Consider the following 26,662-nt stretch of genomic DNA (forward strand, 5'->3'; position numbering starts at 1 on the left):
GCCCAGGCGAACAGATGAAGTCGGGGGCACCGCTTGCCTGCATCGCCGGGCAATAAAGGACAAGTGTACAACAGACGTATTAAAAATTCGCTTTTGACCGAGCCTAACCAGTTTTGGCAAAAAGAGTCTGTTTTCAAAGCACACTCTGGGCGATAGGCTTGATCCCAGACCATCGTTGGGGAGGCAATCCTTTGAGCCTGAGCGCCCTGCTCGCCGCCCGCGCCGCCGACGGCAACCCGATCCGGGTCGGCCTGATCGGGGCGGGCCGCTTCGCCACCCAATTCCTGGCCCAGGCCCGCCACATTCCCGGCCTGCACGTCGCGGCCGTCGCCGACACCGAATCCGAACGCGCCCATACGGCGCTGGCCCTGACCCTGTGGCCGCCGACCAAGGTGGTGGCGCGCTCGCTTGCCGACGCCATCGCCAACGGCTCGACCTGGGTGACCCATCAGCCGCTGGCCCTGACCGATCAACCCGGGCTCGAGGTCATCGTCGAGGCCAGCGGATCGGCCGCCCTGGGCATCCGCCACGCCCAGGCGGCGATCGCCGCCGGCATCCACGTGGTGATGGCCAACGTCGATTGCGACGCCCTGGCAGGGCCGCTGCTGGCCCGCCAGGCCGCCGACCGGGGCGTGATCTACAGCCTGGCCTATGGCGACCAGCCGGCGCTGGTCTGCGAGTTGGTCGATTGGGCGCGGGCCTGCGGTTTCGAGATCGCCGCCGCCGGCAAGGGCACCAAATGGCTGCCGGGCTACCAGGCCACCACCCCCGACACGGTGTGGAGCCATGTCGGCATCACCGCCGAAAAGGCCCGCGCCGCCGGAATGGAGGCCAAGGTCTACACCGCCCATGTCGATGGCACCCGTTCGGCGCTGGAAATGGCGGCGGTGGCCAACGCCACCGGCCTGACGCCACCGGGCGGCGGCCTGACCTTCCCGCCCTGCGGCCACCACGACCTGGCCCGCGTCATGAAGCCCTCGTGGGACGGCGGCCGACTAGAGCGCCTGGGCCAGATCGAGGTGGTGTCGTCCGAGGAACGCGATGGCCGCCATGTCGTCGGCGATCTGCGCTGGGGGGTGTGGCTGACCTTTTGCACGTCGTCGGACTATGCCACCGGCTGCTTCGCCGATTACGGCCTAACCACCGACGATAGCGGCCGCTATTCGGCCCGTTGGCGCAGCCACCGACTGGTCGGCATGGAATTGGCGGTGTCGGTGATCAACGCGGTGGTCAGGTCCGAACATACCGGCTGCCCGCAAGGCTTCTCGGCCGACGTGGTAGCGGTGGCCAAGCGCGACCTGGCCGCCACCGAGATTCTGGACGGCGCCGGCGGCTTCACCGTCTGGGGCCGCTTGCTGCCGGCCATGGATGCCCTGGCCCAGCGGGCGGTGCCGATCGGCCTGACCGAAGGGGCGGTGATGCGCCGCCCGCTGGCGGCCGGCCAGGTGGTGACCTGGGAGGATGTGCTGGTCGCCGACAACGAGTTGCTGGATTTGCGCCGCCGGATGGAAGCCCAGTTCGCGGGCTAAAGCCGTTTCCGATCAAACGGAACCGGCCCCGGGCTTTGTCTGTACGGCCCCAGCCTAAGCCCGCTCAGCGCCGCGCGGGCTTGTCGCACTTTCCGATCTGACCGGGTCATATCGGAAATTGCTCTAGAAATTGCCCAGCGGCAGGATCACCGTGGCGGTGGTGCCCTCGCCGGTGCGGCTGGCGATCTCGACGCGACCGCCATGCAGGCGGGCCAACTGGTCGGCCAAGGGAACGGCCAGGCCGGTGCCCTCGCCCGGACGCGAGGCCTGCAGCGGTGCCCGTCCCAGCGGCGCCAGCGCCAGCTTCATCGCCGGCCCGGTCATGCCCGGGCCCTGATCGGCCACGCTGACCACGGCGAATCCTTCGGCGCCCGGCGCCAGGGACACCGTGACCGTGCCGCCCTTCGGCGACATACGGATCGCCTCGCTGACCAGGTTGAACAGCATCTGACGCAGGCGCAGATTGTCGCCATCGACCCTGAGCGGCTGCTCCAGGCCGAAACTGGCCAGGCCGACCTCGCGCCGGCGGGCCTGGTCGGCGGCCGCCCGCAAAGTCTCGCGGATCACGGTGACCAGATCCACCGGGGCGCGTTCGATCGCCAAAGTTCCGCCCTCGATGCGGGTCAGATCCAGCAGATCGTTGATCACCGCCTGCAAATGCCGCCCCGAGGCGGTGATGTAGCTGAGATATTCCTGGCAACGGGCATGACAGGACTGGTTGGGTTCGGAATGGGCCAGGGATTCGGCGAAGCCGATGATGGTGGTCAGCGGGGTCCGAAGCTCGTGGCTGGCATGGTTGACGAAGGCCGACTTGGTCTCGGCGGCGGCCTCGGCGGTGGCCTGCGCCGCCATCAACAGATCCTGCGTCCGTTCAAGCTTGCGCAGTTGGGTCTGCATCCGCGTCAGCAATAGGCCGATCAGCAACAGCAGCACCACCACCAACAGGCCGGGAACGATCATGTGATTGGCCCAGCCCAGCATCACCTGATCGGTATCCATCGATACGATGGTGATCAGCGGGAATTCGTTGCTGCGGGCGAAGCCGAAGATGCGTTCGTGATTGTCGAGCGGCGACATGGTGACGCCGCCGCCCCGGCGCTCGCCCACCGCGCGGCGAAAAGCCGGCATGTCGGCGATCGAGCGGCCGGTCACGCCGTCGGGGTCGGGGGTGCGAACCAGCACGGTGCCGACCGAATCCACCAGCAAGGCGGCCATGCGCGGGTCGTTCATGGCGCCGCGCAATTCCCGCGACAACTGGTCGAACGACAAGGTGGCGGCGATGACGCCCAGGAACTCGCCCTTGGGACCGGTCAAGGACCGGCTGACCACCATGATCCACGCCCCGTCATTGCGGCTTTTCAGCGGGCCGCTGACAAAGGTGCGCCCGGCGGATTCGAGATGGGCGCGGAAATAGTCGCGGTCGGACAGATCGACACGCGACATCGGCAGAGGCAGGTTGGTGGCATAGCGCGAGAAGCCGTCGGCGCCGATGATCAACAGGCCGCGCGCCTGGCCGATCAGCGGCATCTGCCGGCGCAGCAGGGCCAGCATGTCCTCGGTGCCGTCGCCCAGCAGCCGATACGAGGCATCGATGCCGGCCAGCACCTTGTCGATGCCGCCGAAGATGCCATCGACCGCCCCGGCCAGCAGCAGGCTGGAATTCATCACCTCGTTACGGGCGGCGTCGAAGGCGGCGGAACGCTCACGCTCGGCCCACAGGGCGAACGACGCCACCACCGCGATCCCTACCAACAGGGACAGCACCAACACCTGTCGGCGAAGTTTGACCGAAGAAACCATAGACCCGCTTCAGGACGATCCCCAAGGCCGCCATGGTAGAGCCCCCCCTGCCGCACCGCAAGGGGGGCACATGTCTATATATATTGGCCGGAATCGACCTTGATCACCTCGCCGGTGACGCAGCGGGCCAGGTCGGACAGCAAGAACAGCACGGCGTTGGCGATGTCGGTGGTGTCGGGAAGGATGGACAGCGCCGCCTCTTCCAGGGCCTTGTCGCGGAATTTCTGGTCAAGCGCCAAGGTCATCTCGGTCAGCACCATGCCCGGAGCCACCGCGTTGCAGGTCACGCCCTTGCGCCCCAGTTCCTTGGCCACCGTCTTGGTCAAGGTCACCAGCCCGCCCTTGGCGGCGGCATAATTGCCCTGACCGATCTTGCCGCGCAGGCCGTTGATCGACACCACATTGACGATGCGGCCATAGCCGCCGTCCACCATGCCCGGCGCCGCGGCGCGGATGACATGGAAGGCCCCGGTCAGGTTGACGTCGATCACCTGGCGCCACTCGTCGTCGCTCATGCGCATGATGGTGCGGTCGCGGGTGATGCCGGCATTGTTGACCACCAGGGTCACCGGCTTGCCGATGGCGGCGAAGGCAGCTCGCACGCTGTCGGCGTTGGCAATATCGACCTCGTGCGCCACCAAGGGTGCCGGCAGGCCGGCCGAGACATCGCGGTCGAACACATGCACCTCGGCGCCGCCGGCGGCCAGGATGTCGGCGATGGTGCGGCCGATCCCGCGCATTCCCCCGGTGACGACGGCGACGCGGTTGGTGAAATTCCACTGCATGGTTCGAGCCCTCTCTTGACCGGCGACGTTATTTCGGTATTATCGTACCGATTTATCGGTTTCACAAGCGTATCCCGCCCCGGCCACCTCGTCAAGGCGGGCCGCGCTTTCCGAAGGAAACGGCCCCACCGGGCCGGTCAATGCTTGAAAAGGCTCATCGCGGGACCGCGCCCCACGCGCGCGAACCCGCTCTAGGGAGGGTTAAGGATGTCCATGACCGTGCGTGCCGTCACCTCTGCCGACCTCGACCGCGTCGTCGAACTCGACCGCCGGCTGACCGGCCAGCCCCGCGCCGACTTCTACAAGCGCCGTCTGGCCGCGCAGGCGGCAGACCCGAAGTCGTTCATCAGCTTCGCCGCCGCCGACGGCGCCGTCTTAAGCGGATTCTTCTTCGCCCATGTGCTGGACGGCGAATTCGGCGGCCAGGCCCCGGTGGTGGTCCTTGACGCCCTGGGCGTCGACCCCGACATGCGCGGCCGCGGCGTCGGCCGCAAGCTGATGGTGCAGTTGGAAGAGGCCATGAAGGCGCTGGGCGCCAAGGAAATGGTCACCCAGGCCGACTGGACCGAACATGCGCTGATCCGTTTCTTCGGCGCCAACGGCTTCAGCCTGGCGCCGCGGCTGATGCTGGAACGTTCGACCGCCGAGGTCGAGATCGACGTGCCGGTGGAAACCCCCAGCCACGGCGCCGAGATCGATTTGTCCGACCCGTCGGGCGACCAGTCGGCGGCGTTGTCGCGCGACGTCGTGCCGGTGCGGTCGATGGCCGATTCCGACCAGGCGGCGATCGTCCATCTCGACAAGAAGATCACCGGCCGCGACCGGTCCGGCTATTACCGCCGCAAGATCGCCGAGGTGATGAAGGAATCCTCGGTCCGCGTGTCGCTGGTCGCCGAGATCGACGGCCAGTTCGCCGGTTTCGTGATGGCCCGCGTCGGCTATGGCGAGTTCGGCCGCGCCGAGCCCGTCGCCATTCTCGACACCATCGGCGTCGAGCCGGCCTTCGCCCGCCAGCATGTCGGCCGCGCCCTGCTTTCGCAGCTGTTCGCCAATCTGGGCTCGCTTCGGGTCGAGAAGGTGCAAACCGAAGTGGCCTGGAACGGTTTCGGCCTGTTGAAGTTCCTGGAACGTAGCGGCTTCTCGCCGGCCCAACGCCTGGTGTTTCGCCGCCGCGTCGGCTGATCCGGTCGCGCCGCGATCGTTCTTCGGCCCTCCACGAAGGAGACGGGCGCACCGCTTCGCGTCCGTCTCCTTTTTTTCATACATGTCTTCTTGCTTGACCTTGGCTAGTCCCTATACTCGTGCGCCGTCATTGTCCGGCCATCCGCCACGACAAGGGAGTCGCCAAGAATGCAGAAGCTCGTTTCGTTTGCCGGCCGTGTGGTCATTGTCGGTTTCGGCAGCATCGGCCAGGGCGTTCTGCCCCTGATCCTGCGCCATATCGACCTCAATCCCGATCGGATTACCATCGTGACCGCCGAGGAACGCGGCCACGACGTGGCGAACGAGTACGGCATCACCTTCGTCAACCACGCGCTGACCAAGTCCAATTACAAGGACGTGCTGGGTCCGCTGGTGGGCAAGGGCGACTTCATCCTCAATCTGTCGGTCGATGTGTCGTCGGTGGCGCTGATCAAGCTGGCCCGCTCGGTCGGCGCGCTTTATCTCGACACCTGCATCGAGCCGTGGGCCGGCGGCTATACCGACCCCTCGCTGTCGGCCGGCCAGCGCACCAATTACGCCCTGCGCGAACAGGCCCTGGCGCTGAAGAGCACCGAACCGCTTCCCACCGCCGTCGTCACCCACGGCGCCAATCCCGGCCTGGTCAGCCATCTGCTCAAGCAGGCGCTGCTGAACATTTCGGCCGATTGCGGCAAGCCGGTCGCCGCCCCCACCGACCGCGACGGCTGGGCCCGCCTGGCCGCCGACATCGGCGTCAAGGTGGTGCACATCGCCGAGCGCGACACCCAGACCGCCGCCCACCTGCCCAAGGCCATCGGCGAGTTCGTCAACACCTGGTCCATCGAGGGCTTCGTCGGCGAGGGCTGCCAGCCGGCCGAACTGGGCTGGGGCAGCCACGAAAAGCAAATGCCGCCCGATGGCCGCCACCACGATTTCGGCAACGGCGCCGCCATTTATCTGATGAAGCCCGGCGCCAGCACCCAGGTCCGCACCTGGACCCCGATCGAGGGTCCGTTCCACGGCTTCCTGATCACCCACAGCGAAGCCATCGCCATCTCGGATTTCTATACCGTCAAGGATGGCGACAAGGTGGCCTATCGGCCGACCGCCCACTACGCCTATCACCCGTGCGACGACGCTGTGTTGTCGGTGCACGAGCTGGCCGGCAAGAACTGGCACATGCAGCCCAACAAGCGCCTGCTGATGACCGAGATCACCGACGGCATCGACGAATTGGGCGTGCTGCTGGCCGGCCATGCCAAGGGCGCCTATTGGTTCGGCTCGCAATTGTCGATCGACGAGGCCCGCGGCCTGTGCCCGCATAACAACGCCACCAGCCTGCAGGTGACGGTGGCGGTGCTGGCCGGCATGGTGTGGGCGATCGAAAACCCCCATCGCGGCCTGATCGAGCCCGACGAGATGGATTTCAAGCGCTGCCTGGACATCTGCATGCCCTATCTGGGTCCGGTGATCGGCGCCTACACCGACTGGACCCCCCTGTTCGGGCGCGAGGAACTGTTCCCCGAGGATTTGGACCGCGACGATCCCTGGCAGTTCAAGAACGTCCGGGTCTTGTAATCAACCGACGGCGGGCTTGATCGCCGTCAGGATCGATATCCGCTTGATCTTGTCGCCGCGGCCGAACAGGTCGCGGCCGACATAGATCGGCTCGATCAGGCCGGCGGCGGCGGCCTCGTTGAAGCGGCTGACGAAATCGACGTTGAAGGCCAATCCGCCGCCCGGGTCCTGGTGGCCGATCTGCTGGTTGACCGGCTCGACGAACACCATCAAGACCTCGGGCGGCAGACGGGCGACGCGTTCGAAGAAGTCGACCGGGAAGCGTTCCTGGAACATCACCGCAAAATTGGTGAACAACAGGACCCGCCCGGTGGTCGCCAGCGGCGCCGGATCGAAGGATTCGAAGTCGCCGGGCAGGAAGGTCACGTTCATCGCCGGCAGACGGGCGGCCAGGCGGGCGGCCAGGGCGCGGGCGTTGTCGTTGGGCTCAAACCCGACGAAGCGGGTGTCGGGGGCGCCGCCGCCGGCCAGCCACAGATCGAACAACTGGCGGCCATAGCCGGTGCCGATCTCGGCCACCACCTCGGCGCCGGTGGCGAAATCGGCCAGCATGCGGGCGACGTTCAGATCGACATAGGGCAGGAACCGCGCTTGGTCGCCGCACGACACGCCGTCTTCCGGCATGGACAGGTTGGTCAGCGGGTCATGCTGGCCCGGACGGGGCACATAGCCGCACTGGCCGGTCTCGGGATCGGTCTGATAGCGGTTGGCCGTCTCGAAGCGATCGAAACGGCCGAAGATGCGGGCCAGGTCGGTTTCCTCGGCCAGGAGGGCGTCCAGAACCTTGCCCCGCGCCGCCCAGGCCAGACGGTAATACTCGATCCAGTCCATGCGCCCCCTCGCTGCTGGCTGCAACTATCGCCCGGCGCCGGGGACCTGGCAAAGAAAAACCCCGACCCTGTCGCCAGGGCCGGGGTCGTTCGACAAGGTGGCCGATCAGCCGTGCAGGGCGGCGTACTTGGCCTGCAGCTGGTCGCGGCTTTCCTGAACGCCGACGACGATGCAGTCGGCCGGGCAGACCAGCTGGCACTGCGGGCTGTCCTCGGCGCCGACGCACTCGGTGCAACGATCGGCGTCGATGACGTAGATCACGTCGCCGGCCGAGATGGCCGTGTTCGGGCAGGTCGACACGCAGGCGTCGCAGCTGGTGCAATCGTCGGTGATCTTGAGCGACATTTTCGGTTTCCTCTCTCTCTTTCAATCCCCCGGGGATCAGGCAGCCTGGCCGAGACGGGCAAGTTTTTCGTGCCGGAAGGCTCCCCACAAGGCGGCCCCGATAGCACCAGCGTATATCGAGTCCGGGTGGTTCTTGGCAACCAGATTAACCTTCTCCTGCTCGGCCGCCTCGTTCAAGGCCGCCAACAGGCCGGCATCCAGCGCCAGACCGCCGGTCATCAGCACCACGCCGTCATTGGCGCCGATCGACTTCAACAGCTTGGCCAGACGAACCGCCATCGAGACGTGGATGCCCTTCAGGATGTTCGACGCGGTGATGCCGCGGCTGACCATGTTGATGACGTCGGTTTCGGCCAGCACGGCGCAGATCGACGACACCTTTTCCGGGTTGTCGGCCTTGGTCGACAGCGTGCCGATCTCGTCCTGGGCGATGCCCAGATAGCGTGCGATGTTTTCCAGGAACTGGCCCGAGCCCGAGGCGCACTGGCTGGTCATCTTGTAGGACAGCACCTTGCCGCCCTCGTCGACCTTGATGGCGCGTCCGTTCAGCGCCCCGATATCCAGCACCGAGCGGGCTTCGGGGTCGAGGAAGATGGCGCCGCGACCATGGGTGGTCATGGAATAGAAGTGACCGGTCGAGAACTTCAGGTTCTCGGCATCGCCGGTGGACGCCACATAGGCGACGTCCGAGGCGGTGATGCCGGCTTCCTTCAGCATGTCGTCGAAGCCTTCCTGCGCCAGCTGGAAGGGATCGCGGTTACGGATGCGCGAGGTGAACTTGGCCAGCCATTCCTGCTTGTCGCCATCGACGCGGAACAGCACGCCCTTGACGCAGCCCGAGCCGATGTCGATGCCGGCGGTGATGATAGCGCTCATGGAAATATCCTCCGTTCCGGCTTCTTAGTTGACCACCGCGCGCACCGCGAAGGTGGCGCCGCCCAGGGCTCCGGTATAGATCGAGTCCGGGTTGATGTTGATCTGCACGTCGCCGTAATTTTCCTTGATCAGCTTGCGCAACTCGCGCACCGCCGCCTCGTTCTTGGCGACGCCACCGGTGAAGGTGAACTGGTCCTTGACGCCGCCGGCACGCGACAGGATCGACATGGCGCGCAGGATGATGGCGCGGTGCAGACCGGCCAGGATGTCCTCGCGCTTTTCGCCCAGCGCCAGGCGGTCACGCAACTCGGCGCCGGCGAACACCGTGCAGGTCGAGTTGATGCGCACCTGCTTGGTCGAGTTCATCGCCAGCGGACCCAGCTCGTGCAGGCCCATGTTCATCTCGTCGGCGATATAGCCCAGATAGCGGCCGCAGCCGGCGGCGCAGCGGTCATTCATCTGGAAGTTCTCGACGATGCCGACGGGATCGACCTGGATGCCCTTGGTGTCCTGGCCGCCGATGTCCAGCACCGTGCGGGTTTCCGGGTACATCATGTGGGCGCCCAGACCGTGGCACAGGATTTCCGAGCGGATATGCTCCTTCGGGAAGGGCAGACGGACACGGCCATAGCCGGTACCGACCACATAGGTCTCCTCCAGCGGGATGGCCAGGGCGTCCTGCACCGGCTTGGCGATCAGGTTGTTGGCCATCTGGCCCTTTTCCAGGGCGCGGATGAACTTGCCTTCCATGTCGCCCGACGGCGGCCGGTTTTCCACTTCGATGATCGACTTGTCATAGACATTGAGGATCATGTCGAAGCCCAGGCCGGCATCCTTGCACACCGCCTCGCCGACGGTCATGAAGTCCGACCCGGCCAAGTCGCGGAAGAAGTCCGACTTGCGCTTGCCGCCGACCGCGAACAGCTGGTCCGAGCCGGCGCGCAGACGCTTGAACACCTCGGCCAGGGTTTCCTGGACGCCCTTCTCCTTGCCGGCGAAGCGCGGACCCTTGATGTTCTTGACGCAGGTTTCTTCCAGGTCGCCCAGCTGCTCGAGAAACTGGACGTGGCGGAAGTTGCGCTCCAGGTCGGAGATGATCTCGTCGATCTTGCCGGCCACTTCCGGCACGCCGCCCAGGGCGCGACGGAACAGGGTCAGGCGGGTGTCGATCAGCGCTTCCTGCTTCGACACGGCGGCCGCCGTGTCGTAGTTGGACCGCGAATTGGTGATGCCGCGCCCGAGGACCTGGGTGTTCTCATCCATCACCACCGCCTTGGTGGTGGTCGATCCCAGGTCGATTCCGATGAAACAACGCATATTCGTTTCCTCCTTACGCGGCCACGGTCTTGGAACCACCGCCACGGCGCTTCTGCTCGATCATCTGGAAATAGCTTTCCAGACGGTTCTTGACGTTGGCGGCCGAGAAGTAGCGCGGATCGACCAGGTCGGTTTCGATGAAGGCGCCGGGCTTGCCGGTGCGCCGCTCGACTTCCTTCATGATCATCAGCTGACCGGCCGAGAAGCTGTTGCAGCTCTTGATCGAGTTGATCAGCAGACCGTCGGCCTCGTATTCCTCGACATACTTGGCCAGGATATCGACGCGGGTCGGCAGGTTGCGGTTGGTGTAGCAACCCAGGCAGTAATCGGCCAGGCTCTCCAGCGGATTGTCGGGATCGTGGCGGAAGCCCAGATCGTACATGCCGCCGACCTTGGTGTAGGACGAGGCGACAACCACCGCGCCCTCGTCATAAAACATCTTCCAGAACTCGCGGAAGTGGGTCCAGTTGGGCGGGCCTTCGACGACCAGACGGTACTTCTGGTCGTTGAAGCTGGTGCCTTCCGGCGTCAGCGGGCCTTCCTTGCGGTCGATGCGGCCCTGCACTTCGGCGCGCAGCATCTCGTAATACTTGACCGCGTCCTCGGTGCCGCGGAAGGCGGTGAAGATCGGGCCGATGTAATAGACGCCGCCGAAATAGGCGTCGATGGGCGACGGCTTGTGCTTGCCCTGCTCCAGGCACCACACCAGATCGTCCTCGGCCTTGGCCGAGTTCTTGAGGTAGCCGCGCAGACGGTCGATGTCGAACTTGACGCCCGAGACCTCTTCCAGACCGGGGATGACCACTTCCTTCAACTGCTTGACGATGTAGTCGCGCATGTTCTTGGTCGAGTGGCCGTCGCCTTCATAGGGGACGTGCAGCATCAGGGTCGGGCACTTGTACTGCTCGCGCAGCAGCTCGAACCACTTCATGAAGGTGTAGCAGCCGGTATAGGACAGCATCAGCACGTCCGGGTCAGGGTACGGCTTGCCGTTCGGCGCGATGTTGCCCTTGCTCATCTGGCCGATATCGGCCTTGACGTAGGTGCAGACGTCTTCCGAATGGCCCGACTTCTCGGCTTCCATGATGTAGCCGCCCGAGGCCTTGCGCATGCCGGCCTGGATGGCGTTGATCTCGGGCAGATTGTTGACGATGTCGAAGCACATCAACAATTCGTTGAGGTTACCCGGAACGAAGGTGGAGGACACCTTACGGCCGGTCTCATGCTTGGAAGTGATCGCCTCGTAGTTCCTGGCGATCATCTCCTTCTGCATGAGCATCGAGGGTTCCTTGGCGGCTTCAGTGCTCATGGCGTCAGCTCCACAGCTTGATGGAATCGGCAAAGGTTCCGGCCTGCTCGCGAATGGGCTGCATCTGGCCGGAATTTTCCGCGTACTTGAACGAGATGTAGGGGATCTTGGCCTCGGTCAGGGCCGAGCAGATCATCGGGCGGTCCAGCAGGGCCGGGTCGCAGAACGAAGGGGTGGCGTAGATCACGCCCTCGGCGCCGCATTGCTTGACCTGGGCGACGTGGTACTTGCCCTTCTCGCCCAGCTTGGGGACGTACTTGCACGACGTCTCGACCGAATGGGTGATGAAGCTCATCGCCAGGTTCCGGACCGGATCGCCATCGACCGGCACGTCCTCGGTGATGAAGCGGTTGACCAGCGAGTAATCGTCTTCGACCACGTAGCAGCCGGCCATCTCGATCGACTTGATCAGGTTCAAGGGCGGCTGTTCGCAGAAGCTGCCGTAGATGGCAATGCGGACGTTATCGCGCTTCGGGCGGTCCTCGGCGGCAGCCGCCGCCATGTAGTCCTTGAGCAGCTGGTTGTGCTCTTCCACGTCCATCATCAGGCCGGCGCGCATCAGCACGTAGACCTCGGAGGTCGGGGCCTTCCACGGTTCCTTGGCCCGGAAGGCATAGACCTCGCGCACCAGGCGACGATTCTCGTTGTACAGCGAGATCGAGCGGCGGATGTCGTCGTCGGTGATCTTGCGCCCGGTCAGCTGTTCCAGACCTTCGCGCAGTTCCTGCAGCTCGACGGCGTAATAGTCGCCGCCGATCGAGGGGTCGAAATTCTGCGGCGTGTCGAAGAACTTCGACCACACGTTCGGGAACATCATCTTCCAGATGCCCGACAGGTTGCGGATGACGTCGCAGACGAACGGGAAGATCATGCCGTCGACGAAATCGACCCGGCCGGTCACCCCCAGCTCGATGGTCGAGCGCGGAATGCGGCAGATATAGGACTGGTAATAGGCGTCACCATGGATGACTTCCATCTGGTCGCCACCGCCGAAGATTCCCAGCGGAAGGCAGCCGGCGGCGTGGATCATCTCCATCGGCGCGTAAACCGGCAAGAACCCCACCACCTTGCGGCCGGCCTTGGCGGCCTTCCACTCGCGGGCATAGGTGAAGTTCAGGTCCTCGTACATGTCCTGACAACGCTTAACGATATCGGCGACGGCCATTTTAGCGGTCCTCCCAGTGAGCCGGCCTCTTCTCGACGAACGCGGTCAGTCCTTCGACTGCATCCCGCGTCGCCATCAGGCCGTTGAGATAAAGGTCTTCGACAAGGGCGATCTTGGCGATCACGCGCTCGACCATGCCGGCGCGCGCCGCGCTTACGGCAAAACGCAAGCTTGAAGCCGAATGCTTGGCCAGGCTGGCATCGAACCAGGCCAGCGCCGCCGCTTCCGGTTCGGCGGAGAGGTCGTTGGCAAGGCCGGTGGCGACCGCGTCCTGGCCGGTAATCGAGCGTCCCGAGAACAACAGGTCCTCGGCGGCGGCTCGCGCCATGCGCTCGGGCAGCAGGCACGAGGCGGCCGGCGCGAACACCGCCAGCTGGATCTCGGGCTGGCCCAGGCGGGCATCTTCCGACACGAACATCAGATGGCCGGCGGCGGCGACTTCCAGCCCACCGCCCAAGCACTGGCCGCGCACCGCCACCATGATCGGCACCGGATAGGCGACCATCTCGCGCACCAGCTCATGCAGCGACTTCAGCATCGCGGCACATTGGTCGGGCATGTGTTCCGGCACCGAGGCGCCGAAGCTGAAATGCGGGCCTTCATGGTCCAGCAGCACGCCGCGCAGATGGATGTCGGCCTTGGCCTCGACCAGGGCGCTGGTCAGCGCCCCGATCATCTCGGCATCGACGATGTTGGCCTTGGGACGCGCCAGACGCAGCCTTAACAGCTTGCCGTCACGGTCGCGCCAGACTTTCAACGCGCTCATCGGTTCAGCCCTTCGCCTTGGGGATCAGGGATTCGATCAGTTCCGGAGTCCACGGCGCACCCTTGGCCAGGGCCTGGCGCAGGGCGACAAAGTCGATCTCGCGCTCGTCCTTCGGGCCTTCATTGAAGGCACGGAAGCCGGTGCGGGCCTCGGTCATCATGTTGAGACCCAGCCAGTCGCGGCTGTTTTCCTTGTTGGCGTTCCAGGCGTTCAGCTTGGGCTTGCGCAATTCCTGGATGGTCTTGGTGAAGCAGTCGGGGAAGGTCATCAGGATCTTGGCGCAGACCTCCTCGACCTTGGCGTCCAGCAAGGACAGGTCGATGGTGCCCTGCTTCAACAGGTCCTTGCCCTTCATCAGCTCGTCGCCGGTCTTGCTCTCGCCATGGATGATGCGGCCGTATTCGTCGAGATAGCGGTCGGTGACCACCAGCGGGTTGGCGACGAACTTGCCGTCAACCTTCAGGGCCGGGACCACATCCATGATGATGCCGACACGGGCCGCCTTGTGGGCCGACCACGGCTCGCACAACGAACCCGACACCATGGCCTGCTCGCAGCCGATCATCACCGGCAGGAAGTCGGTGGCGCCGCCGATGGGGGCCGAGCCGTGCTTGGGGCCGGCCTGGCCGAACTTGGCCAGATCCTGGGCGATCGAGAAGTCGGCGGCCATGCCGATTTCCTGACCGCCGCCGATGCGCATGCCGTTGACGCGGCAGATCACCGGCTTGTCGCAGCCCAGGATCGACGACACCATGTCGTTGAACAGGCGCATATAGGCCCGGTATTCCTGCGGGTTGCCGGCGTAATATTCGGCATATTCCTTGGTGTTGCCGCCGGTGCAGAAGGCCTTGTCGCCGGCACCGGTGAACACCACACTGACCACGTCGCGGGCGTTGGACGCCTCGCGGAAGCCCATGATCACGCCCTTCACCATCTCGGTGGTGTAGGAATTGTACTGCTTCTGGTTGTCCAGCGTGATCCACACGTTGAAAAGACCTTCGGCGACCGAGCCGTCCGGCCGCTTGGCCGGCTTCTTCTCGTAAAGGACGCCGGGGACGATCTGATGGGGCACCAGATCGTGGTCGTTCAGATGGGCGGGCGCCGTGCGATCGACGATGGTGGCGGTTTCGGGCTTCATGGTTTCGTCTCTCCCTCTTTTTTCGCTTTTTGTCAGACCGCGGGCACCAGCACGGCGCGGCGGATCAGCTTGTGGTCGTGGGCGGCGGTGAAAATCTCGTTGATGGCATCCAGCGGATGACGCTCGACGAAGTTCTTGACGTTGACCTTGCCCGACAGCACCAGTTCCAGCGCGCCCGGGTACAGTTCGGGAACGCAGCCCCAGTTGCCCAACGCACGGGCGTGGTAGGCCATCAGGTTGGACAGGCGGAATTCCGCCTTGTTGAAGGTGTAGCCGACGACGCACAGGGTGCAGCCGTGCACCATCAGGTCGAACGCCGTCTGCTGGCCGGGCACCGAGCCGGAACATTCCATGATGATCCACTCGGTGGCGCGCAGGCCCTGGGCCTTCGCGAAGGCCGAGATTTCCTTCTTGATCTCGCGGGTGCCGGGGAAGTTCTTGGGGTTCAAGGTCAGCGCCGCGCCATAGGCCGCGACCTGCTCCAGCTTCTTGTCGTCGATGTCCAGGGCCACCACCTTGGCGCCCAGGGCGTTGGCCACCTGGACCGAATAGCCGCCGACGCCGCCGGCGCCGATGACGATGACCAGATCACCCTGGCCGATGCCGGCCTGGATCGCCGATTGATAGGGCGTGGTCAGCGCGTCGGCGACCACCGCGACCTCGGCCAGTTCCATGCCGATGGCGGCCAGGCGGGCCTCATCGACCGGGCACAGACCCTTGGCCGGCACCTTGATATGGGTGGCGAAGCCCCCCATGAAATCGTTGCCGGGCATCTTCTGCGAGCGGCAGATGGTTCCCTTGCCGCGCTTGCACAAATCGCACTCGCCGCAGGGGATCACCGCGGGTATGATGACCGCCTTGCCGAGCCAGCCTTCGGCGCCTGCCCCAGCCTTCTCCACGCGACCGGAAATCTCGTGGCCGAGGGTCAGCGGCAGGGGGTGGTTGGTGCGGACGCCGTTGTAATAATAGTCGAGGTCGGTATGACACACACCGCATCCGGCAATGGCGACCAGGACGTCCCCAGGCTCCAGGGTTCCGACATCCATCGGCTCCTTGACCATGGGCGCGCCCAGAGCGGTCATCATCCAGCGATACGGTGAGTTGGCCATGCTGTCTCCTCTCTTGAAATTGCTTCGGTTTCCGAACCCGACCATTGACGTCAAATCAGCTGGCCGTCTATTATTGGGTAAATGCGTACCACAATGCCGAATTAAAGGTCAAGAGCGCATCGATCCAATCGGGTCCAACCATTCACAAGGCTGATCCGGCCGCCACCGGACCAATCGGGGAAAAAACGACAATGACTCAGAATAAGGGTGTTTCAGGGTCCGTCTCGCTTGCCATGTGCGGCAGCGGCGGTGCCGGCGTGATGACCGCCGCGAACATGTTGTTGGATGCCGCCGCCGAGGCCGGCTACTACGCGCTTTTCGGCCGGTCGTCCGGTCCGCAGATTCGCGGTGGCGAGGCGGCGGCGATCGTGCGCCTTAGCCCCGAGCCGGTGACGTCGGTCGACGACACCACGGAAATCTTGCTGGCCATCGACTGGCAGAACGTTCAGCGCTTCGCCGCCGAACTGCCGCTGGACAAGAACAGCGTCATCATCACCGACCCCACCCAGGGCGAAGTGCCGGAAGTGATGGCCAAGTCGGGTGCCCGCATCGTCGAGCTGCACATGAAGGACCTGGCCAAGGAAATTCCCGGCGGCCGCCCCAACATGATCGCGCTGGGCGCGGTCGCGCAGTTGATCGGCCTGTCGGTCGACGTCGTCTGCGAGGTGCTGGGCCAGTCCCTGAAGAAGAAGCGCGCCGACGCCTACGAGGCTTCGGTGGCCGCCGTCAAGAAGGGCGCCGAGGCGGCCCTTTCGATGGGCACCACCAAGCAGCTGGGCAAGCTGGCGGGTGAGCCGGCCAAGCGCTGGTCGATCACCGGCAACGAGGCCGCGGCCCTGGGTGCCGTGCGCGGTGGCGTGCGTTTCTGCGCCGCCTATCCGATCACGCCTGCCACCGAGATCCTGGAATATCTGAGCAGCGCCCTGCCGAAGGTCGGCGGCACGTTCGTCCAGGCGGAAGACGAACTGGCTTCGATCAACATGTGCATCGGCGGATCGTTCGGCGGCGCCGCCTCGATCACCGCCACCTCGGGCCCCGGCCTGTCGCTGATGATCGAAGCCTTGGGCATGGCGACCGCCTCGGAAACCCCGGTGGTGGTGGTCGATGTCCAGCGCGGCGGTCCCTCGACCGGCATTCCGACCAAGTCGGAACAGTCGGACCTGAACATCGCCCTGTACGGCCTGCATGGCGACGGCCCGCATCTGGTGGTCGCCCCCAATTCCATCGGTGACTGCCTGATGACCACCCAATGGGCGGTCCATCTGGCGGAAATGACCCAGACCCCGTGCATCGTGCTGTCGGACCAGTCGCTGGGCCAAAGCCGCACCATCATGCCGGTGCCGGCCGACGTCGCCTTCGTCGGCAAGCGTCTGACCGTCACCGAGGCCCTGCCCGAGGGCCAGGTCTACAAGCGTTACGCCAACACCGCCTCGGGCGTGTCGCCGATGGCCATTCCGGGCACCCTGGGCTGCCAGTACACCGCCGACGGTCTGGAACACACCGAAACCGGCCTGCCGTCGTCGCAGGCCAACGACCATTCGACCCAGCAGGACAAGCGTCTGCGCAAGCTGACCGGGTTCGAATATGGTGACCTGTGGGCGACCGTCGAAGGTGAAGGCGACATCGCGGTGATGTGCTGGGGCTCGTGCGTCGGCGCCGCCCGCGAGGCGATTGCCCGTGCCGCCGCCGATGGCGTCAAGGCCCGGCTGATCGCGCCGCGCCTGCTTTACCCCACCCGCCCCGACGTGATGGCCAAGGCTTTGGCGGGCGTCAAGAAGGTGCTGGTGGTCGAATTGTCCCATCTGGGCCAGTTCCACCGCTACCTGAAGGGCGAGTACGACCTGCCGGCGGAAATCCAGCAGATCAAGCGCGGCGGCCCGCTGCCGATCCGTCCGAACGAAATCCATTCCCGCTTGCTGTCGATGGGGAAGTAAGTCATGACCGAATCCAATTGCGCCATCACCTACTCCGCCAAGGACTACAAGTCCGAGACCAAGCCCGTCTGGTGCCCCGGCTGCGGCGATTATTCCGTCCTGTCGTCCATCACCAAGGCGTTCGCCGACCTGAACCTCGAGCCCCACAAGACCTCGGTGGTGTCGGGTATCGGCTGCTCGTCGCGTATCCCCGCCTACACCACCACCTATGGCTTCCACACGATCCACGGCCGCGCGCTGGTGGTCGGTGCCGGCCTGAAGCTGGCCCGCCCGGACATGACCGTCCTGGTGGCCGGCGGTGACGGCGACGGCTTCTCGATCGGCGGCAACCACTTCCTGCATGCCTGTCGCCGCAACGTCGACATGACCTATGTGGTCATGGACAACCGCGTCTACGGCATGACCAAGGGCCAGCCCAGCCCGACCACCGAGCCGGATTGGGACGCCTCGGCCATGGCTCCGCCCGGCGGCACCGGCATGACGCCGTTCAACCCGCTGGCCATCGCCCTGGCCGCCGGCGCCAACTTCGTCGCCCGCTGCTTCTCGGGCGATCCGAACGGCACCGCGGCGGTGATCGCCGAGGCCATCAAGCACCCGGGCTTCTCGTTCGTGGCGGTGATGAGCCCGTGCATCACCTTCCGCGAGGAACAGCGCGAGTGGAAGAACGTCGTTCGTCCGTCGCCGGTGGATTCCACCACCGACGCCGCCCAGGCGGCCAAGCGGCTGATGACCGACGACGGCTTCAACATGGGCATCCTGTATCGCGGCGCCCGCGTTCCCTATTCGCCGAAGGGGGCCGGTCAGGCCACCATCGGCGATCTGGAAGCGGAGTTCGCTCTGTGAGCCTGGCCACCAGCCAGATCACCTCGACGGCCCAGCTCCTCGCCATCGCCCGCGCGATCGAGGAGCAGGCCGCCGAGCAGTACGCCGAACTGGCGGAAGCGTTCGTGGAAGCGTGCAATGCCGATGCCGCGACCGCCTTCCGCGAGTTGGCCGAGGGCAGAAAGCCCCGGGTGGCGGCGCTGCCGCCGCTCGCCGGTCCTGTGCCCGGCCCGCTGCCCTGGGGTGACCGCGATCCCGAGATCTCGGACCCCGAGGCGGTGCATTACCTGATGTGGCCCTGGCATGTGTTCGACCTGGCATTGCGCCACGAACAACTGACCCAGGCCTTCTTTGCCGCCATCGCCCAAAGCTCGGCGGTGGCGGACGTCTCGCAGGCCGCCCGCGACCTGGCCGCCCAAGGCCAGGCCCAGGTGGCCCAGATGATGGCGCGCCGGGATCAAGCCCCCATCCCCCCGGATGATTGGGACGAAGACCCCGACCCGCCCAACTGGGAAGCGAGTGACTAAGCATGGTGCATGACGCGATCCTGCCCGAGGGGTGGAAGCAGCCGGTGGGTTACGCCAACGGCATGCTGGCACGCCCGGGCAGGACGCTTTACATGGCCGGCCAGGTCGGCTGGACGGCCCAACAAGAATTCATGAGCGCGGAGCTGGTGCCTCAGTTCAGACAGGCATTGGAAAACATCCTCGCCATACTCAGACAAGCAGGCGGACACCCCGAGCATATCTGCCGCATCACCGCGTTCTGCATCGACAGAAGCGCCTATCTTGCGGCCAGACGTGAACTCGGACTCATCTGGAAGGAACTGATGGGAAACCATTACCCGTGCATGAGCATGATCTTCGTGGCCGATCTTCTGGATCACCCCGCCAAGATCGAGCTGGAAGCCACGGCGGTGATCCCCGACTGATCCTTCCGACCAACAAGAACCGCCAAGACCCAGGAGGGTGAAGTGTCCAAGTCCAAGCAGACGTTCCAGTGGGAAGACCCGCTGCTGCTCGACGACATGCTGACCGAGGAAGAGCGCCTGATTCGCGATTCCGCCCGCAGCTACTGCCAAGAGCGGCTGATGCCGCGCATCATCGAAGCCAACCGCCACGAGATCTTCCATCGCGAGATCATGAACGAGATGGGCGAGCTGGGCTTCCTGGGGCCGACGACGCCCGAGGAATATGGCGGGGCCGGCGTCAATTACGTAGCCTACGGCCTGGTCGCCCGCGAGGTCGAGCGGGTCGATAGCGGCTATCGCTCGGCCATGAGCGTGCAGTCGTCGCTGGTGATGTATCCGATCTACGCCTATGGCACCGAGGAGCAGAAGAAGAAGTACCTGCCCCGCCTGGCCACCGGCGAACTGATCGGCTGCTTCGGCCTGACCGAGCCCGACGCCGGCTCGGACCCCGGTTCCATGCGGACCCGGGCCAAGAAGGTCGATGGCGGCTATCAGCTCACCGGCAACAAGATGTGGATCACCAATTCCCCCATCGCCGACGTCTTCGTGGTGTGGGGCAAGACCGAGGATGGCATCATCCGCGGCTTCATCCTCGAAAAGGGCATGAAAGGTCTTTCGGCACCCAAGATCGAGGGCAAGTTCAGCCTTCGCGCCTCGGCCACCGGCGAGATCGTCATGGACGAGGTGTTCGTGCCTGAGCAGAACCTGATGCCCGGCGTCGAGGGCCTGAAGGGGCCGTTCGGCTGCCTGAACCGCGCCCGCTACGGCATCGCCTGGGGCGCCATGGGCGCGGCCGAGTTCTGCTGGCAGCAGGCCCGGCAATACACCCTGGACAGGAAGCAGTTCGGCCGGCCTTTGGCCAACAACCAGCTGATCCAGCTAAAGCTGGCCAACATGCAGACCGAGATCACCCTGGGCCTGCATGCCTGCCTGCGTCTGGGCCGGCTGTTCGACGACGGCCGCATGGCACCCGAGATGATTTCCATGATGAAGCGCAACAATTGCGGCAAGGCGCTGGAAATCGCCCGCATCGCGCGGGACATGCATGGCGGCAACGGCATCAGTGACGAATTCCACGTCATCCGCCACGCCATGAACCTGGAAGCGGTCAACACCTATGAAGGCACCCACGACGTCCACGCCCTGATCCTGGGCCGGGCGATGACCGGGCTGAACGCCTTCAGCTGAGCGAGCCCGGCACGGGCCGTGCAGACAAACAAAAACCCGGTCCCTTCCTTGGGGCCGGGTTTTTTCATGAGCTATTCCGGCTTGTCGTCGCGGTCGATCTTGTGGGCATCGAGCAGGCGGTCGGACTTGGCCTTGGCGGCCTTTTCCGAATCCTTTTCCACCTTGGTCCGGCCGAAGGCGGCACGGTTATTGGCGGCGGCGGATTCCTTGTCCGACTTCGCCTTGGCCTTCTTCCAGTCCTTCAGCTTGACGATGTCGGCCAACAGATCAGCGCCTTTTCAGTTCCGAGCGGGAATAATTGGAGAAATGGCCTTCCCGCGCCGCCTGGGCGCGGGCCAGGCCCATGGCTGCCTTGGACTTGCCCTCGGCGGCGATGGTGCCCAGTTGGCGCTCCAGATCGGCCGATCCGCATTTGTCGCAGGCCGGCAGGTCCGAGCCCATCACCAGGGTCTCGAAGACGGTATCGCAGGATTTGCATCGATAGGTATAAAGCGGCATGCCTTCCCCTTAAGGCTGGATGAAGGTGGCGGCGCCCCAAGGATAGACATTGTGCGGCGCAATGCAAGGAAACAGAAGGCTTGGCCGGCCTTGGCAAAAAAACTGTCCCTCGACCGCGATTATCCTCTTGCGCCCTGGGATGGGGGCGGTTATAACGCGGCCCTCACAACGACGCGGGTGTAGCTCAGTTGGTTAGAGTGCCGGCCTGTCACGCCGGAGGTCGCGGGTTCGAGCCCCGTCACTCGCGCCATTCTCCCCCTCAGGGGTCGATGGCAGATCGTTCGTGAAATTTCGAAGAACCGCCCCTCGGGGCGGTTTTTTCGTTTGCGCCACCGCCCTCGATTGCCTATTATATGACCACAATTTAGTGATGCCTGTTTTTGCATCACAGTGGTCATGGGCAAAACCCTGAGCACATTGCCGCATGTTTGGGCAATGTGATCGGGTTTTTGCACGTTTGCGCGCCAGCGCTTGCCTGATGATTTCTTCATCAAGGCCTAGATTGTTGATTCCCCAGGAAAACCAATCCCCCCTCGATCTGGCATGAAACTTGATCAGGCTGTCGCGCCCGTATGACGCGGGCTTGATCAAGGAGAGAGGGTCAATGGAAGCGACACGTACGGGTGTGGACGTCTTGTTCGTCCTGTTGGGGGCGATCATGGTGCTGGCGATGCATGCCGGCTTTGCCTTCCTCGAGGTGGGCACGGTCCGCAAGAAGAATCAGGTCAACGCCCTGGTGAAGATCATCACCGACTTCGCGATGTCGACCCTGGCCTATTTCCTGATCGGCTACGCCATCGCCTACGGCCCGACCTTCCTGGTCTCGGCCGATCAGCTGGTGGGCAAGGCCGAAGGCGCGGCGTTTGCCGCCAATGGCTATGATCTGGTCAAGTTCTTCTTCCTGGCCACCTTCGCTGCGGCCATTCCGGCGATCATCTCGGGCGGCATCGCCGAGCGCGCCCGCTTCTGGCCGCAACTGATCGCCACCACCATCCTGGTCGCGCTGGTCTATCCGACCTTCGAGGGCATGGTGTGGGGCACCCGCCTGGGCTTCCAGGATTTCATGAAGGCCACCTTCGGCCAGCCCTTCCACGATTTCGCCGGTTCGGTGGTGGTCCATGCCGTCGGCGGCTGGATCGCGCTGGGCGCCGTCTTGATGCTGGGCGCGCGCATGGGCCGCTACAAGAAGGACGGCCGCGTCGTCGCCATCCCGCCGTCCAACATTCCGTTCCTGGCGCTGGGATCGTGGATCCTGTGCGTCGGCTGGTTCGGCTTCAACGTCATGAGCGCGCAATTGATCGATGCCATCTCCGGCCTGGTGGCGATGAACTCGCTGATGGCCATGGTCGGCGGCATCCTGGTCAGCCTGCTGGTCGGCAAGAACGATCCCGGCTTCGTCCATAACGGCGCGCTGGCCGGGCTGGTGGCGGTATGCGCCGGTTCCGACGTCATGCACCCGCTGGGCGCCCTGGCCACCGGCGGCATCGCCGGCGGCCTGTTCGTCGCCGCGTTCGAACTTTGCCAGAACAAGTGGCGCATCGACGACGTGCTGGGCGTGTGGGCCCTGCATGGCCTGTGCGGCTTCATGGGCGGCATCGCCTGCGGCGTGTTCGGCCAGGAAGCCCTGGGCGGCATGGGTGGCGTCAGCCTGACCGCCCAGATCGCCGGCACCGTGACCGGGGCCGCCTTCGCCCTGGTCGCCGGCCTGGCGGTCTATGGCGGCCTCAAAGCCTCGATCGGCATCCGCCTGTCCGAGGAGGACGAGTTCATGGGCGCCGACCTGGCCATCCACCATATTCCCGCCTATCCCGAGGAATTCGCCTCGGTGCACGATACCGGCCCGATGGCGGCCCGCGCCTCGGCGAAGGCGACCGCCTCGGCATCGCGCAGTACAGCCATCGGCTGAGGACTGGACGAGCCCCCCTCCCGATGTGATAATCCCTAGTGGTTAGCCGTCGGGAGGGGTAACTGGTGGTAGAGCAACAGCGAAAGGACAGAAGCGACCTGGTCGGCAGCCGGGCCGTGATCGCCTTGGGGGCCATCCTGGTGGCCGCCGTGCTGGTGATCACCTCATACGAAATCTGGCGCCAACGCACGGTGGTGCTTTCCTCCTCCGCCGCCGGCTTGGAATCCCTGGCCCTGACCCTGGCCGAGCAAACCGAGCGCAATATCGAAAACGTCGAAAAGGTGATTGACTCCGTCATCGACTCGCTCGCTGAAGGTGGCGGCATCGACCACGCCGGCTCGGCAGACATGCATCGCGAACTGAGGGAACGCGCCGTCGGCGTGCCCCAGATCAACGGCATCGCCCTGGCCGATTCCAGTGGCCGGGTGCTCAACACCCTGACCCAATGGCCGGCACCGCAATTCAACATCGGCGACCGCGGGTATTTCCAGTTCCACCGCGACCACACCGATAAGGCGATGCACATCGGCCCGCCGGTCATCGCGCGGAACTCGGACCGCGAAGTCATCACCCTGTCCAAGCGGATCAGCGGCCCCGACGGGTCGTTCAAGGGCATCGTCACGGTCATCGTCCTGCCCCGCTATTTCCAGGATGCCTATGCCCGGGTGCTGCCGGCCAACAACAGCGCCTTGGCCCTGTTCCGCACCGACGGAATCCTGCTGGCCCGCGCCCCCGAGGCCCCGGGGGCCAAACTGGGCAAGTCCTACGCCCACCTGCCCGATTTTCAGCCCGACGCCCCCTTGAGCGGCCTGGTCCGCGCCCCCAGCCCGATGGACGGGCAGATGAGGATGGTCGCCTTCCATACCCTGGCCCGCTATCCGCTGAAGCTGAACCTGTCGCTGGACGAGGGGCAATTGCTGGCCTCGTGGCGTGGCAACACCCTGCGCCTTGCCGCCTTCGGGGTGACGGCGACCATCTTGCTGACCAGCATGGTGTTCCTGCTGGTCCGCCACATGCGCGGCGAAGAAGAAAGCGTGCGCCAGTTGCGCGACAGCGAAAATCGCCTGCGCCTGGCCCAGTTCACCCTGGACCACGCCGCCGACATGGTGTTCTGGGCGACCATGGACGGCCGCGTGATCTATGCCAATCGGGCGGCGTGCGAACGAACCGGCGTGACCGTCGAGGAGGCGCTCACCTTGACGGTGGCCGAGCTGGACCCGGCCTTCAGCCCCGAAATGTGGCAAGGCCACCTGGCCACCCTCAGACAAGACGGCACCGTCCGCTACGAGGCGGTGCACCGGCCGCGCAAGGGGCGGCCGTTCCCGGTCGATGTGGTCATCACCACGGTCATGTGGGAGGGCCAGGAATCGCTGTGCGCCTTCGTGCGCGACATCACCGACCGCAAGCAGGCAGAGGCCGCCTTGGCCGAACAAGCCATCAGCCTCGAGGCCTCGAACGCCGAACTGGAACAGTTCGCCTATGTCGCCAGCCATGACCTGCGCGAGCCGCTGCGCATGGTCAACAGCTTCGTTACCATGCTGTCGAAGCGCTATGGCGACAAGCTGGACGACGAGGCGCGCGACTATATCGCCTTCGCCCAGGACGGCGCGGTGCGCATGGATCGGCTGATCCTGGACCTGTTGGAATATTCCCGTGTCGGCAGCCTGGACCGGCCCTTATCGCCGACGCCGCTGGGCCAATGCATCGATCTGGCCTGCCGCAACCTGCTGCTGGCCATCGACGAAAGCGGTGCGGCCATCGATCGCGGCACCGACTTCCCCATGGTCATGGCCAACGAGGAGGAACTGGTCCGCCTGCTGGTCAACCTGATCGCCAACGCGCTGAAGTACCGCGCTCCCGACCGGGCGCCACGGATCACCATCAGCTCCGAGCGGCGCGACGACGATATCCTGGTCACCATCGCCGACAACGGCATCGGCATCGCGCCGGAATATTTCGAGCGCATCTTCCGCATCTTCCAGCGCCTGCACGGCCGCGACCGTTACGAGGGCACCGGCATCGGCCTGGCCATCTGCAAGAAGATCGTCGAGCGCCATGGCGGGCGCATCTGGGTGGAATCGGTGCCCGACCAGGGATCAAGCTTCCACTTCACCCTGAAGCCGACCCCTACCCCTTCGCCAGGGCCCTGACCTCGCCGGAGACCGCCACCCGGCCGGTGCCGACATAGGCCTCGTGGTTGGCCTCGATCTCGTCGGGCTTGTAAAGATAGTTGACCATCAGCCCGAAGGATTGCCCCAGCCCCTTGCGGCTAAGGTCGGCCAACCAGTTCAGCCGCTCGACGCGGGCGCCGTTGGCCAGGTGGAACTGCGCCACCGGGTCCAGCGCCTTGCCCCGCTCGTTCTTCTCGGCACTCAGATAGCGGGCCGCCAGCCGGGTCAGCACCGGCTGCAGCGCTTCGGCGAACAGCGCGTCCCTATGCCAGGCCGGATCGGCCAGCAAGGCCTTCAGGCTGCCCTTGGCGCCCAGCCCGTGCGACACCTGCCCCAGCCGGTGGTGCTCGGCCGCGTTCAGCAGGCCCGGCTCGCCGGCGGCCAGGCGCTGGTTCAGCCAGGCGGCGAAGCCGGGAATCGGCGACAGCGTGGCGAAGGTCTTGAGGCGGGGGAATTCGCGGCTCAGTTCCTCGACCACCTTCTTGATCAGGAAATTGCCGAAGCTGATGCCGTTCAGGCCGCGCTGGGCGTTGTTGATGGAATAGAAGATGGCGGTGTCGGCCTGGGCCGGGTCGCCGACCGGGGCGGTGGGGTCCAGCAATTCCTGGACGTTGCCGGCCAGGCCCCTGACCAGGGCCACCTCGACGAAGATCAGCGGCTCGTCGGGCATGCGCGGATGGAAAAAGGCGTAAAGCCGGCGGTCGGAATCCAGCCGGTTCTTCAGATCGTCCCAGCCCTGGATGGCATGCACCGCCTCGTAGGCGATGAGCTTTTCCAGGATCAAGGCCGGCGAGCGCCAGGTGATGCGCGAAAGTTCCAGGAAGCCGACGTCGAACCAGGCGGTCAGCAAGGCCTTCAGATCGGCTTCCAGGGCGGCCAGGCCGGGATCGCCCGCCCCCATGCCGGCCAGCTCGGCCCGCAAATCGACCAGGAACTTGATGCCCTCGGGCAGGGCGTTGAACTGGGCCAGCAGACGGACGCGTGGCGGTTCCAGGGCGGCGCGCAGCGCCTGCTCGGCGGCCGGGCGGGCGGCATCGTCGGCGGCGGCCAGGGTGGCGATGGCGGCATCGACGCGGGCGCGGTCGGGACCGAAGCGGTCGGCCATCACCTGAAGGAAGCGGCGCCTGCCATCGCCCGACAGCGCCAGATATTCGCGGCCCAGAGCCGAAGCCCGCGCCCGGGCCGACACCTCGCCGCCCTTGGCGTCGAGGCAGGCTCGCATCTGGGCGGCCAGACGCTCGGGATCATCGCCGGAAAGGTCGGGGGCGAAATGCAGGGTCTCGCCGCCCTTGGCCGAGCCGGCGACATCCAGCCACACCTTGGCCAGGCCCTTGATGCGTTCCAGCAAACTGGTTCCGACCGCGTGGGTCATGGCGGCCTCCTCGCTCTTCCTGCTCTCCATCCCATTCCTTTCATACCGGCGAGCGGATAAATCGACTCGCC

At 65.2% G+C, this 26,662-nt stretch carries 24 protein-coding genes and 1 tRNA gene; 11 read left to right on the forward strand and 14 right to left on the reverse strand.

Translation table 11 applies throughout. The features are described 5' to 3' along the window. Positions 1 to 191: 191 nt before the first annotated feature. On the forward strand, positions 192 to 1,529 hold the full coding sequence (locus A6A05_RS07800; protein ID WP_068499136.1) for an NAD(P)H-dependent oxidoreductase: 1,338 nt from the start codon (positions 192 to 194) through the stop codon (positions 1,527 to 1,529). A gap of 123 nt (positions 1,530 to 1,652) precedes the next feature. Here the strand turns inward: A6A05_RS07800 and A6A05_RS07805 are convergent, their stop codons facing one another. Beyond that, the gene (locus A6A05_RS07805; protein WP_068499138.1) at positions 1,653 to 3,329 is read right to left on the reverse strand and encodes a sensor histidine kinase; all 1,677 of its coding nucleotides are present in this window, start codon (positions 3,327 to 3,329) and stop codon (positions 1,653 to 1,655) included. Positions 3,330 to 3,403: 74 nt separating this feature from the next. Next, positions 3,404 to 4,114: an SDR family oxidoreductase gene (locus A6A05_RS07810; RefSeq protein ID WP_068499142.1), complete on the reverse strand. Its 711-nt coding sequence runs from the start codon at positions 4,112 to 4,114 to the stop codon at positions 3,404 to 3,406. 213 nt (positions 4,115 to 4,327) lie between these two features. Between A6A05_RS07810 and A6A05_RS20070 the strand changes: the two genes are divergently transcribed. Next, positions 4,328 to 5,296, forward strand: coding sequence for a GNAT family N-acetyltransferase (locus tag A6A05_RS20070; protein WP_245644225.1), 969 nt, complete (start codon positions 4,328 to 4,330; stop codon positions 5,294 to 5,296). Positions 5,297 to 5,464: 168 nt separating this feature from the next. Continuing rightward, positions 5,465 to 6,874: a homospermidine synthase gene (locus A6A05_RS07820; RefSeq protein ID WP_068499144.1), complete on the forward strand. Its 1,410-nt coding sequence runs from the start codon at positions 5,465 to 5,467 to the stop codon at positions 6,872 to 6,874. Here A6A05_RS07820 and A6A05_RS07825 read toward each other — a convergent pair whose 3' ends face one another. From A6A05_RS07825 to had, 9 genes are all read right to left on the reverse strand, one after another. Continuing rightward, a complete protein-coding gene (locus A6A05_RS07825; protein ID WP_068499146.1) occupies positions 6,875 to 7,705 on the reverse strand; it encodes a class I SAM-dependent methyltransferase in 831 nt (276 codons plus the stop codon). A gap of 105 nt (positions 7,706 to 7,810) precedes the next feature. Continuing rightward, positions 7,811 to 8,050: a YfhL family 4Fe-4S dicluster ferredoxin gene (locus tag A6A05_RS07830; protein WP_068499148.1), complete on the reverse strand. Its 240-nt coding sequence runs from the start codon at positions 8,048 to 8,050 to the stop codon at positions 7,811 to 7,813. 36 nt (positions 8,051 to 8,086) lie between these two features. Further along, entirely contained in the window at positions 8,087 to 8,926 is an 840-nt protein-coding gene (gene bcrD, locus A6A05_RS07835; protein ID WP_068499150.1) for a benzoyl-CoA reductase subunit D, read from the reverse strand. Positions 8,927 to 8,950: 24 nt separating this feature from the next. Next, on the reverse strand, positions 8,951 to 10,243 hold the full coding sequence (gene bcrA, locus A6A05_RS07840) for a benzoyl-CoA reductase subunit A (protein ID WP_068499153.1): 1,293 nt from the start codon (positions 10,241 to 10,243) through the stop codon (positions 8,951 to 8,953). 13 nt (positions 10,244 to 10,256) lie between these two features. After that, complete coding sequence (gene bcrB / locus A6A05_RS07845) at positions 10,257 to 11,552, reverse strand: benzoyl-CoA reductase subunit B (protein WP_068499156.1); 1,296 nt, start codon at positions 11,550 to 11,552, stop codon at positions 10,257 to 10,259. Positions 11,553 to 11,556: 4 nt separating this feature from the next. Next, on the reverse strand, positions 11,557 to 12,717 hold the full coding sequence (gene bcrC, locus A6A05_RS07850) for a benzoyl-CoA reductase subunit C (protein WP_068499158.1): 1,161 nt from the start codon (positions 12,715 to 12,717) through the stop codon (positions 11,557 to 11,559). Position 12,718: 1 nt separating this feature from the next. Further along, on the reverse strand, positions 12,719 to 13,483 hold the full coding sequence (locus tag A6A05_RS07855; RefSeq protein WP_068499159.1) for a cyclohexa-1,5-dienecarbonyl-CoA hydratase: 765 nt from the start codon (positions 13,481 to 13,483) through the stop codon (positions 12,719 to 12,721). Between the two features lie 4 nt (positions 13,484 to 13,487). After that, complete coding sequence (oah, locus tag A6A05_RS07860; protein ID WP_068499161.1) at positions 13,488 to 14,621, reverse strand: 6-oxocyclohex-1-ene-1-carbonyl-CoA hydratase; 1,134 nt, start codon at positions 14,619 to 14,621, stop codon at positions 13,488 to 13,490. 32 nt (positions 14,622 to 14,653) lie between these two features. Then, on the reverse strand, positions 14,654 to 15,730 hold the full coding sequence (gene had, locus A6A05_RS07865) for a 6-hydroxycyclohex-1-ene-1-carbonyl-CoA dehydrogenase (RefSeq protein ID WP_068499163.1): 1,077 nt from the start codon (positions 15,728 to 15,730) through the stop codon (positions 14,654 to 14,656). A 260-nt stretch (positions 15,731 to 15,990) separates the two neighbouring features. On the opposite strand from had, the gene A6A05_RS07870 reads away from it, so the two are divergent. The 5 genes from A6A05_RS07870 to A6A05_RS07890 all read left to right on the forward strand — a co-directional run bounded on the left by A6A05_RS07870 (position 15,991) and on the right by A6A05_RS07890 (position 20,644). Next, entirely contained in the window at positions 15,991 to 17,664 is a 1,674-nt protein-coding gene (locus A6A05_RS07870; RefSeq protein WP_245644226.1) for a 2-oxoacid:acceptor oxidoreductase subunit alpha, read from the forward strand. Positions 17,665 to 17,667: 3 nt separating this feature from the next. Continuing rightward, on the forward strand, positions 17,668 to 18,507 hold the full coding sequence (locus A6A05_RS07875; protein ID WP_068499168.1) for a 2-oxoacid:ferredoxin oxidoreductase subunit beta: 840 nt from the start codon (positions 17,668 to 17,670) through the stop codon (positions 18,505 to 18,507). After that, positions 18,504 to 19,013, forward strand: coding sequence for a ferritin family protein (locus tag A6A05_RS07880; protein WP_245644227.1), 510 nt, complete (start codon positions 18,504 to 18,506; stop codon positions 19,011 to 19,013). The genes A6A05_RS07875 and A6A05_RS07880 overlap by 4 nt, the downstream gene beginning before the upstream one ends. Positions 19,014 to 19,015: 2 nt before the next feature. After that, positions 19,016 to 19,417 carry a RidA family protein gene (locus tag A6A05_RS07885; RefSeq protein WP_068499169.1) on the forward strand — a complete coding sequence of 134 codons (402 nt, stop codon included), beginning with the start codon at positions 19,016 to 19,018 and terminating at the stop codon, positions 19,415 to 19,417. Between the two features lie 96 nt (positions 19,418 to 19,513). Next, the gene (locus A6A05_RS07890) at positions 19,514 to 20,644 is read left to right on the forward strand and encodes an acyl-CoA dehydrogenase (RefSeq protein WP_068499193.1); all 1,131 of its coding nucleotides are present in this window, start codon (positions 19,514 to 19,516) and stop codon (positions 20,642 to 20,644) included. Between the two features lie 71 nt (positions 20,645 to 20,715). Here the strand turns inward: A6A05_RS07890 and A6A05_RS07895 are convergent, their stop codons facing one another. Next, a complete protein-coding gene (locus A6A05_RS07895; RefSeq protein ID WP_068499171.1) occupies positions 20,716 to 20,907 on the reverse strand; it encodes a DUF4169 family protein in 192 nt (63 codons plus the stop codon). 4 nt (positions 20,908 to 20,911) lie between these two features. After that, positions 20,912 to 21,142 (reverse strand): FmdB family zinc ribbon protein, encoded by a 231-nt coding sequence (locus A6A05_RS07900; RefSeq protein WP_068499173.1) that lies wholly within the window; start codon positions 21,140 to 21,142, stop codon positions 20,912 to 20,914. Positions 21,143 to 21,315: 173 nt separating this feature from the next. Between A6A05_RS07900 and A6A05_RS07905 the strand changes: the two genes are divergently transcribed. From A6A05_RS07905 to A6A05_RS07915, 3 genes are all read left to right on the forward strand, one after another. Further along, positions 21,316 to 21,392 (forward strand) — tRNA-Asp (locus A6A05_RS07905). Between the two features lie 354 nt (positions 21,393 to 21,746). After that, positions 21,747 to 23,048: an ammonium transporter gene (locus A6A05_RS07910; protein WP_068499175.1), complete on the forward strand. Its 1,302-nt coding sequence runs from the start codon at positions 21,747 to 21,749 to the stop codon at positions 23,046 to 23,048. A gap of 116 nt (positions 23,049 to 23,164) precedes the next feature. Next, positions 23,165 to 25,198 carry a sensor histidine kinase gene (locus tag A6A05_RS07915; RefSeq protein WP_156520953.1) on the forward strand — a complete coding sequence of 678 codons (2,034 nt, stop codon included), beginning with the start codon at positions 23,165 to 23,167 and terminating at the stop codon, positions 25,196 to 25,198. Here the strand turns inward: A6A05_RS07915 and A6A05_RS07920 are convergent. After that, entirely contained in the window at positions 25,176 to 26,591 is a 1,416-nt protein-coding gene (locus tag A6A05_RS07920) for a malonyl-CoA decarboxylase (RefSeq protein WP_068499196.1), read from the reverse strand. The genes A6A05_RS07915 and A6A05_RS07920 overlap by 23 nt on opposite strands. Between the last annotated feature and the right edge of the window lie 71 nt (positions 26,592 to 26,662).

Source organism: Magnetospirillum moscoviense, assembly GCF_001650635.1.
Classification (GTDB): Bacteria; Pseudomonadota; Alphaproteobacteria; order Rhodospirillales; family Magnetospirillaceae; genus Magnetospirillum; species Magnetospirillum moscoviense.

Bases quoted from the DNA above. Each gene is read 5' to 3' on its own strand.
- A6A05_RS07805 (WP_068499138.1), bottom strand. From the start codon at position 3,329: ATGGTTTCTTCGGTCAAACTTCGCCGACAGGTGTTGGTGCTGTCCCTG.
- A6A05_RS07810 (WP_068499142.1), bottom strand. From the start codon at position 4,114: ATGCAGTGGAATTTCACCAACCGCGTCGCCGTCGTCACCGGGGGAATG.
- A6A05_RS20070 (WP_245644225.1), top strand. From the start codon at position 4,328: ATGACCGTGCGTGCCGTCACCTCTGCCGACCTCGACCGCGTCGTCGAA.
- A6A05_RS07820 (WP_068499144.1), top strand. From the start codon at position 5,465: ATGCAGAAGCTCGTTTCGTTTGCCGGCCGTGTGGTCATTGTCGGTTTC.
- A6A05_RS07825 (WP_068499146.1), bottom strand. From the start codon at position 7,705: ATGGACTGGATCGAGTATTACCGTCTGGCCTGGGCGGCGCGGGGCAAG.
- A6A05_RS07830 (WP_068499148.1), bottom strand. From the start codon at position 8,050: ATGTCGCTCAAGATCACCGACGATTGCACCAGCTGCGACGCCTGCGTG.
- bcrD (WP_068499150.1), bottom strand. From the start codon at position 8,926: ATGAGCGCTATCATCACCGCCGGCATCGACATCGGCTCGGGCTGCGTC.
- bcrA (WP_068499153.1), bottom strand. From the start codon at position 10,243: ATGCGTTGTTTCATCGGAATCGACCTGGGATCGACCACCACCAAGGCG.
- bcrB (WP_068499156.1), bottom strand. From the start codon at position 11,552: ATGAGCACTGAAGCCGCCAAGGAACCCTCGATGCTCATGCAGAAGGAG.
- bcrC (WP_068499158.1), bottom strand. From the start codon at position 12,717: ATGGCCGTCGCCGATATCGTTAAGCGTTGTCAGGACATGTACGAGGAC.
- A6A05_RS07855 (WP_068499159.1), bottom strand. From the start codon at position 13,483: ATGAGCGCGTTGAAAGTCTGGCGCGACCGTGACGGCAAGCTGTTAAGG.
- oah (WP_068499161.1), bottom strand. From the start codon at position 14,621: ATGAAGCCCGAAACCGCCACCATCGTCGATCGCACGGCGCCCGCCCAT.
- had (WP_068499163.1), bottom strand. From the start codon at position 15,730: ATGGCCAACTCACCGTATCGCTGGATGATGACCGCTCTGGGCGCGCCC.
- A6A05_RS07870 (WP_245644226.1), top strand. From the start codon at position 15,991: ATGACCGCCGCGAACATGTTGTTGGATGCCGCCGCCGAGGCCGGCTAC.
- A6A05_RS07875 (WP_068499168.1), top strand. From the start codon at position 17,668: ATGACCGAATCCAATTGCGCCATCACCTACTCCGCCAAGGACTACAAG.
- A6A05_RS07885 (WP_068499169.1), top strand. From the start codon at position 19,016: ATGGTGCATGACGCGATCCTGCCCGAGGGGTGGAAGCAGCCGGTGGGT.
- A6A05_RS07890 (WP_068499193.1), top strand. From the start codon at position 19,514: ATGCTGACCGAGGAAGAGCGCCTGATTCGCGATTCCGCCCGCAGCTAC.
- A6A05_RS07900 (WP_068499173.1), bottom strand. From the start codon at position 21,142: ATGCCGCTTTATACCTATCGATGCAAATCCTGCGATACCGTCTTCGAG.
- A6A05_RS07910 (WP_068499175.1), top strand. From the start codon at position 21,747: ATGGAAGCGACACGTACGGGTGTGGACGTCTTGTTCGTCCTGTTGGGG.
- A6A05_RS07920 (WP_068499196.1), bottom strand. From the start codon at position 26,591: ATGACCCACGCGGTCGGAACCAGTTTGCTGGAACGCATCAAGGGCCTG.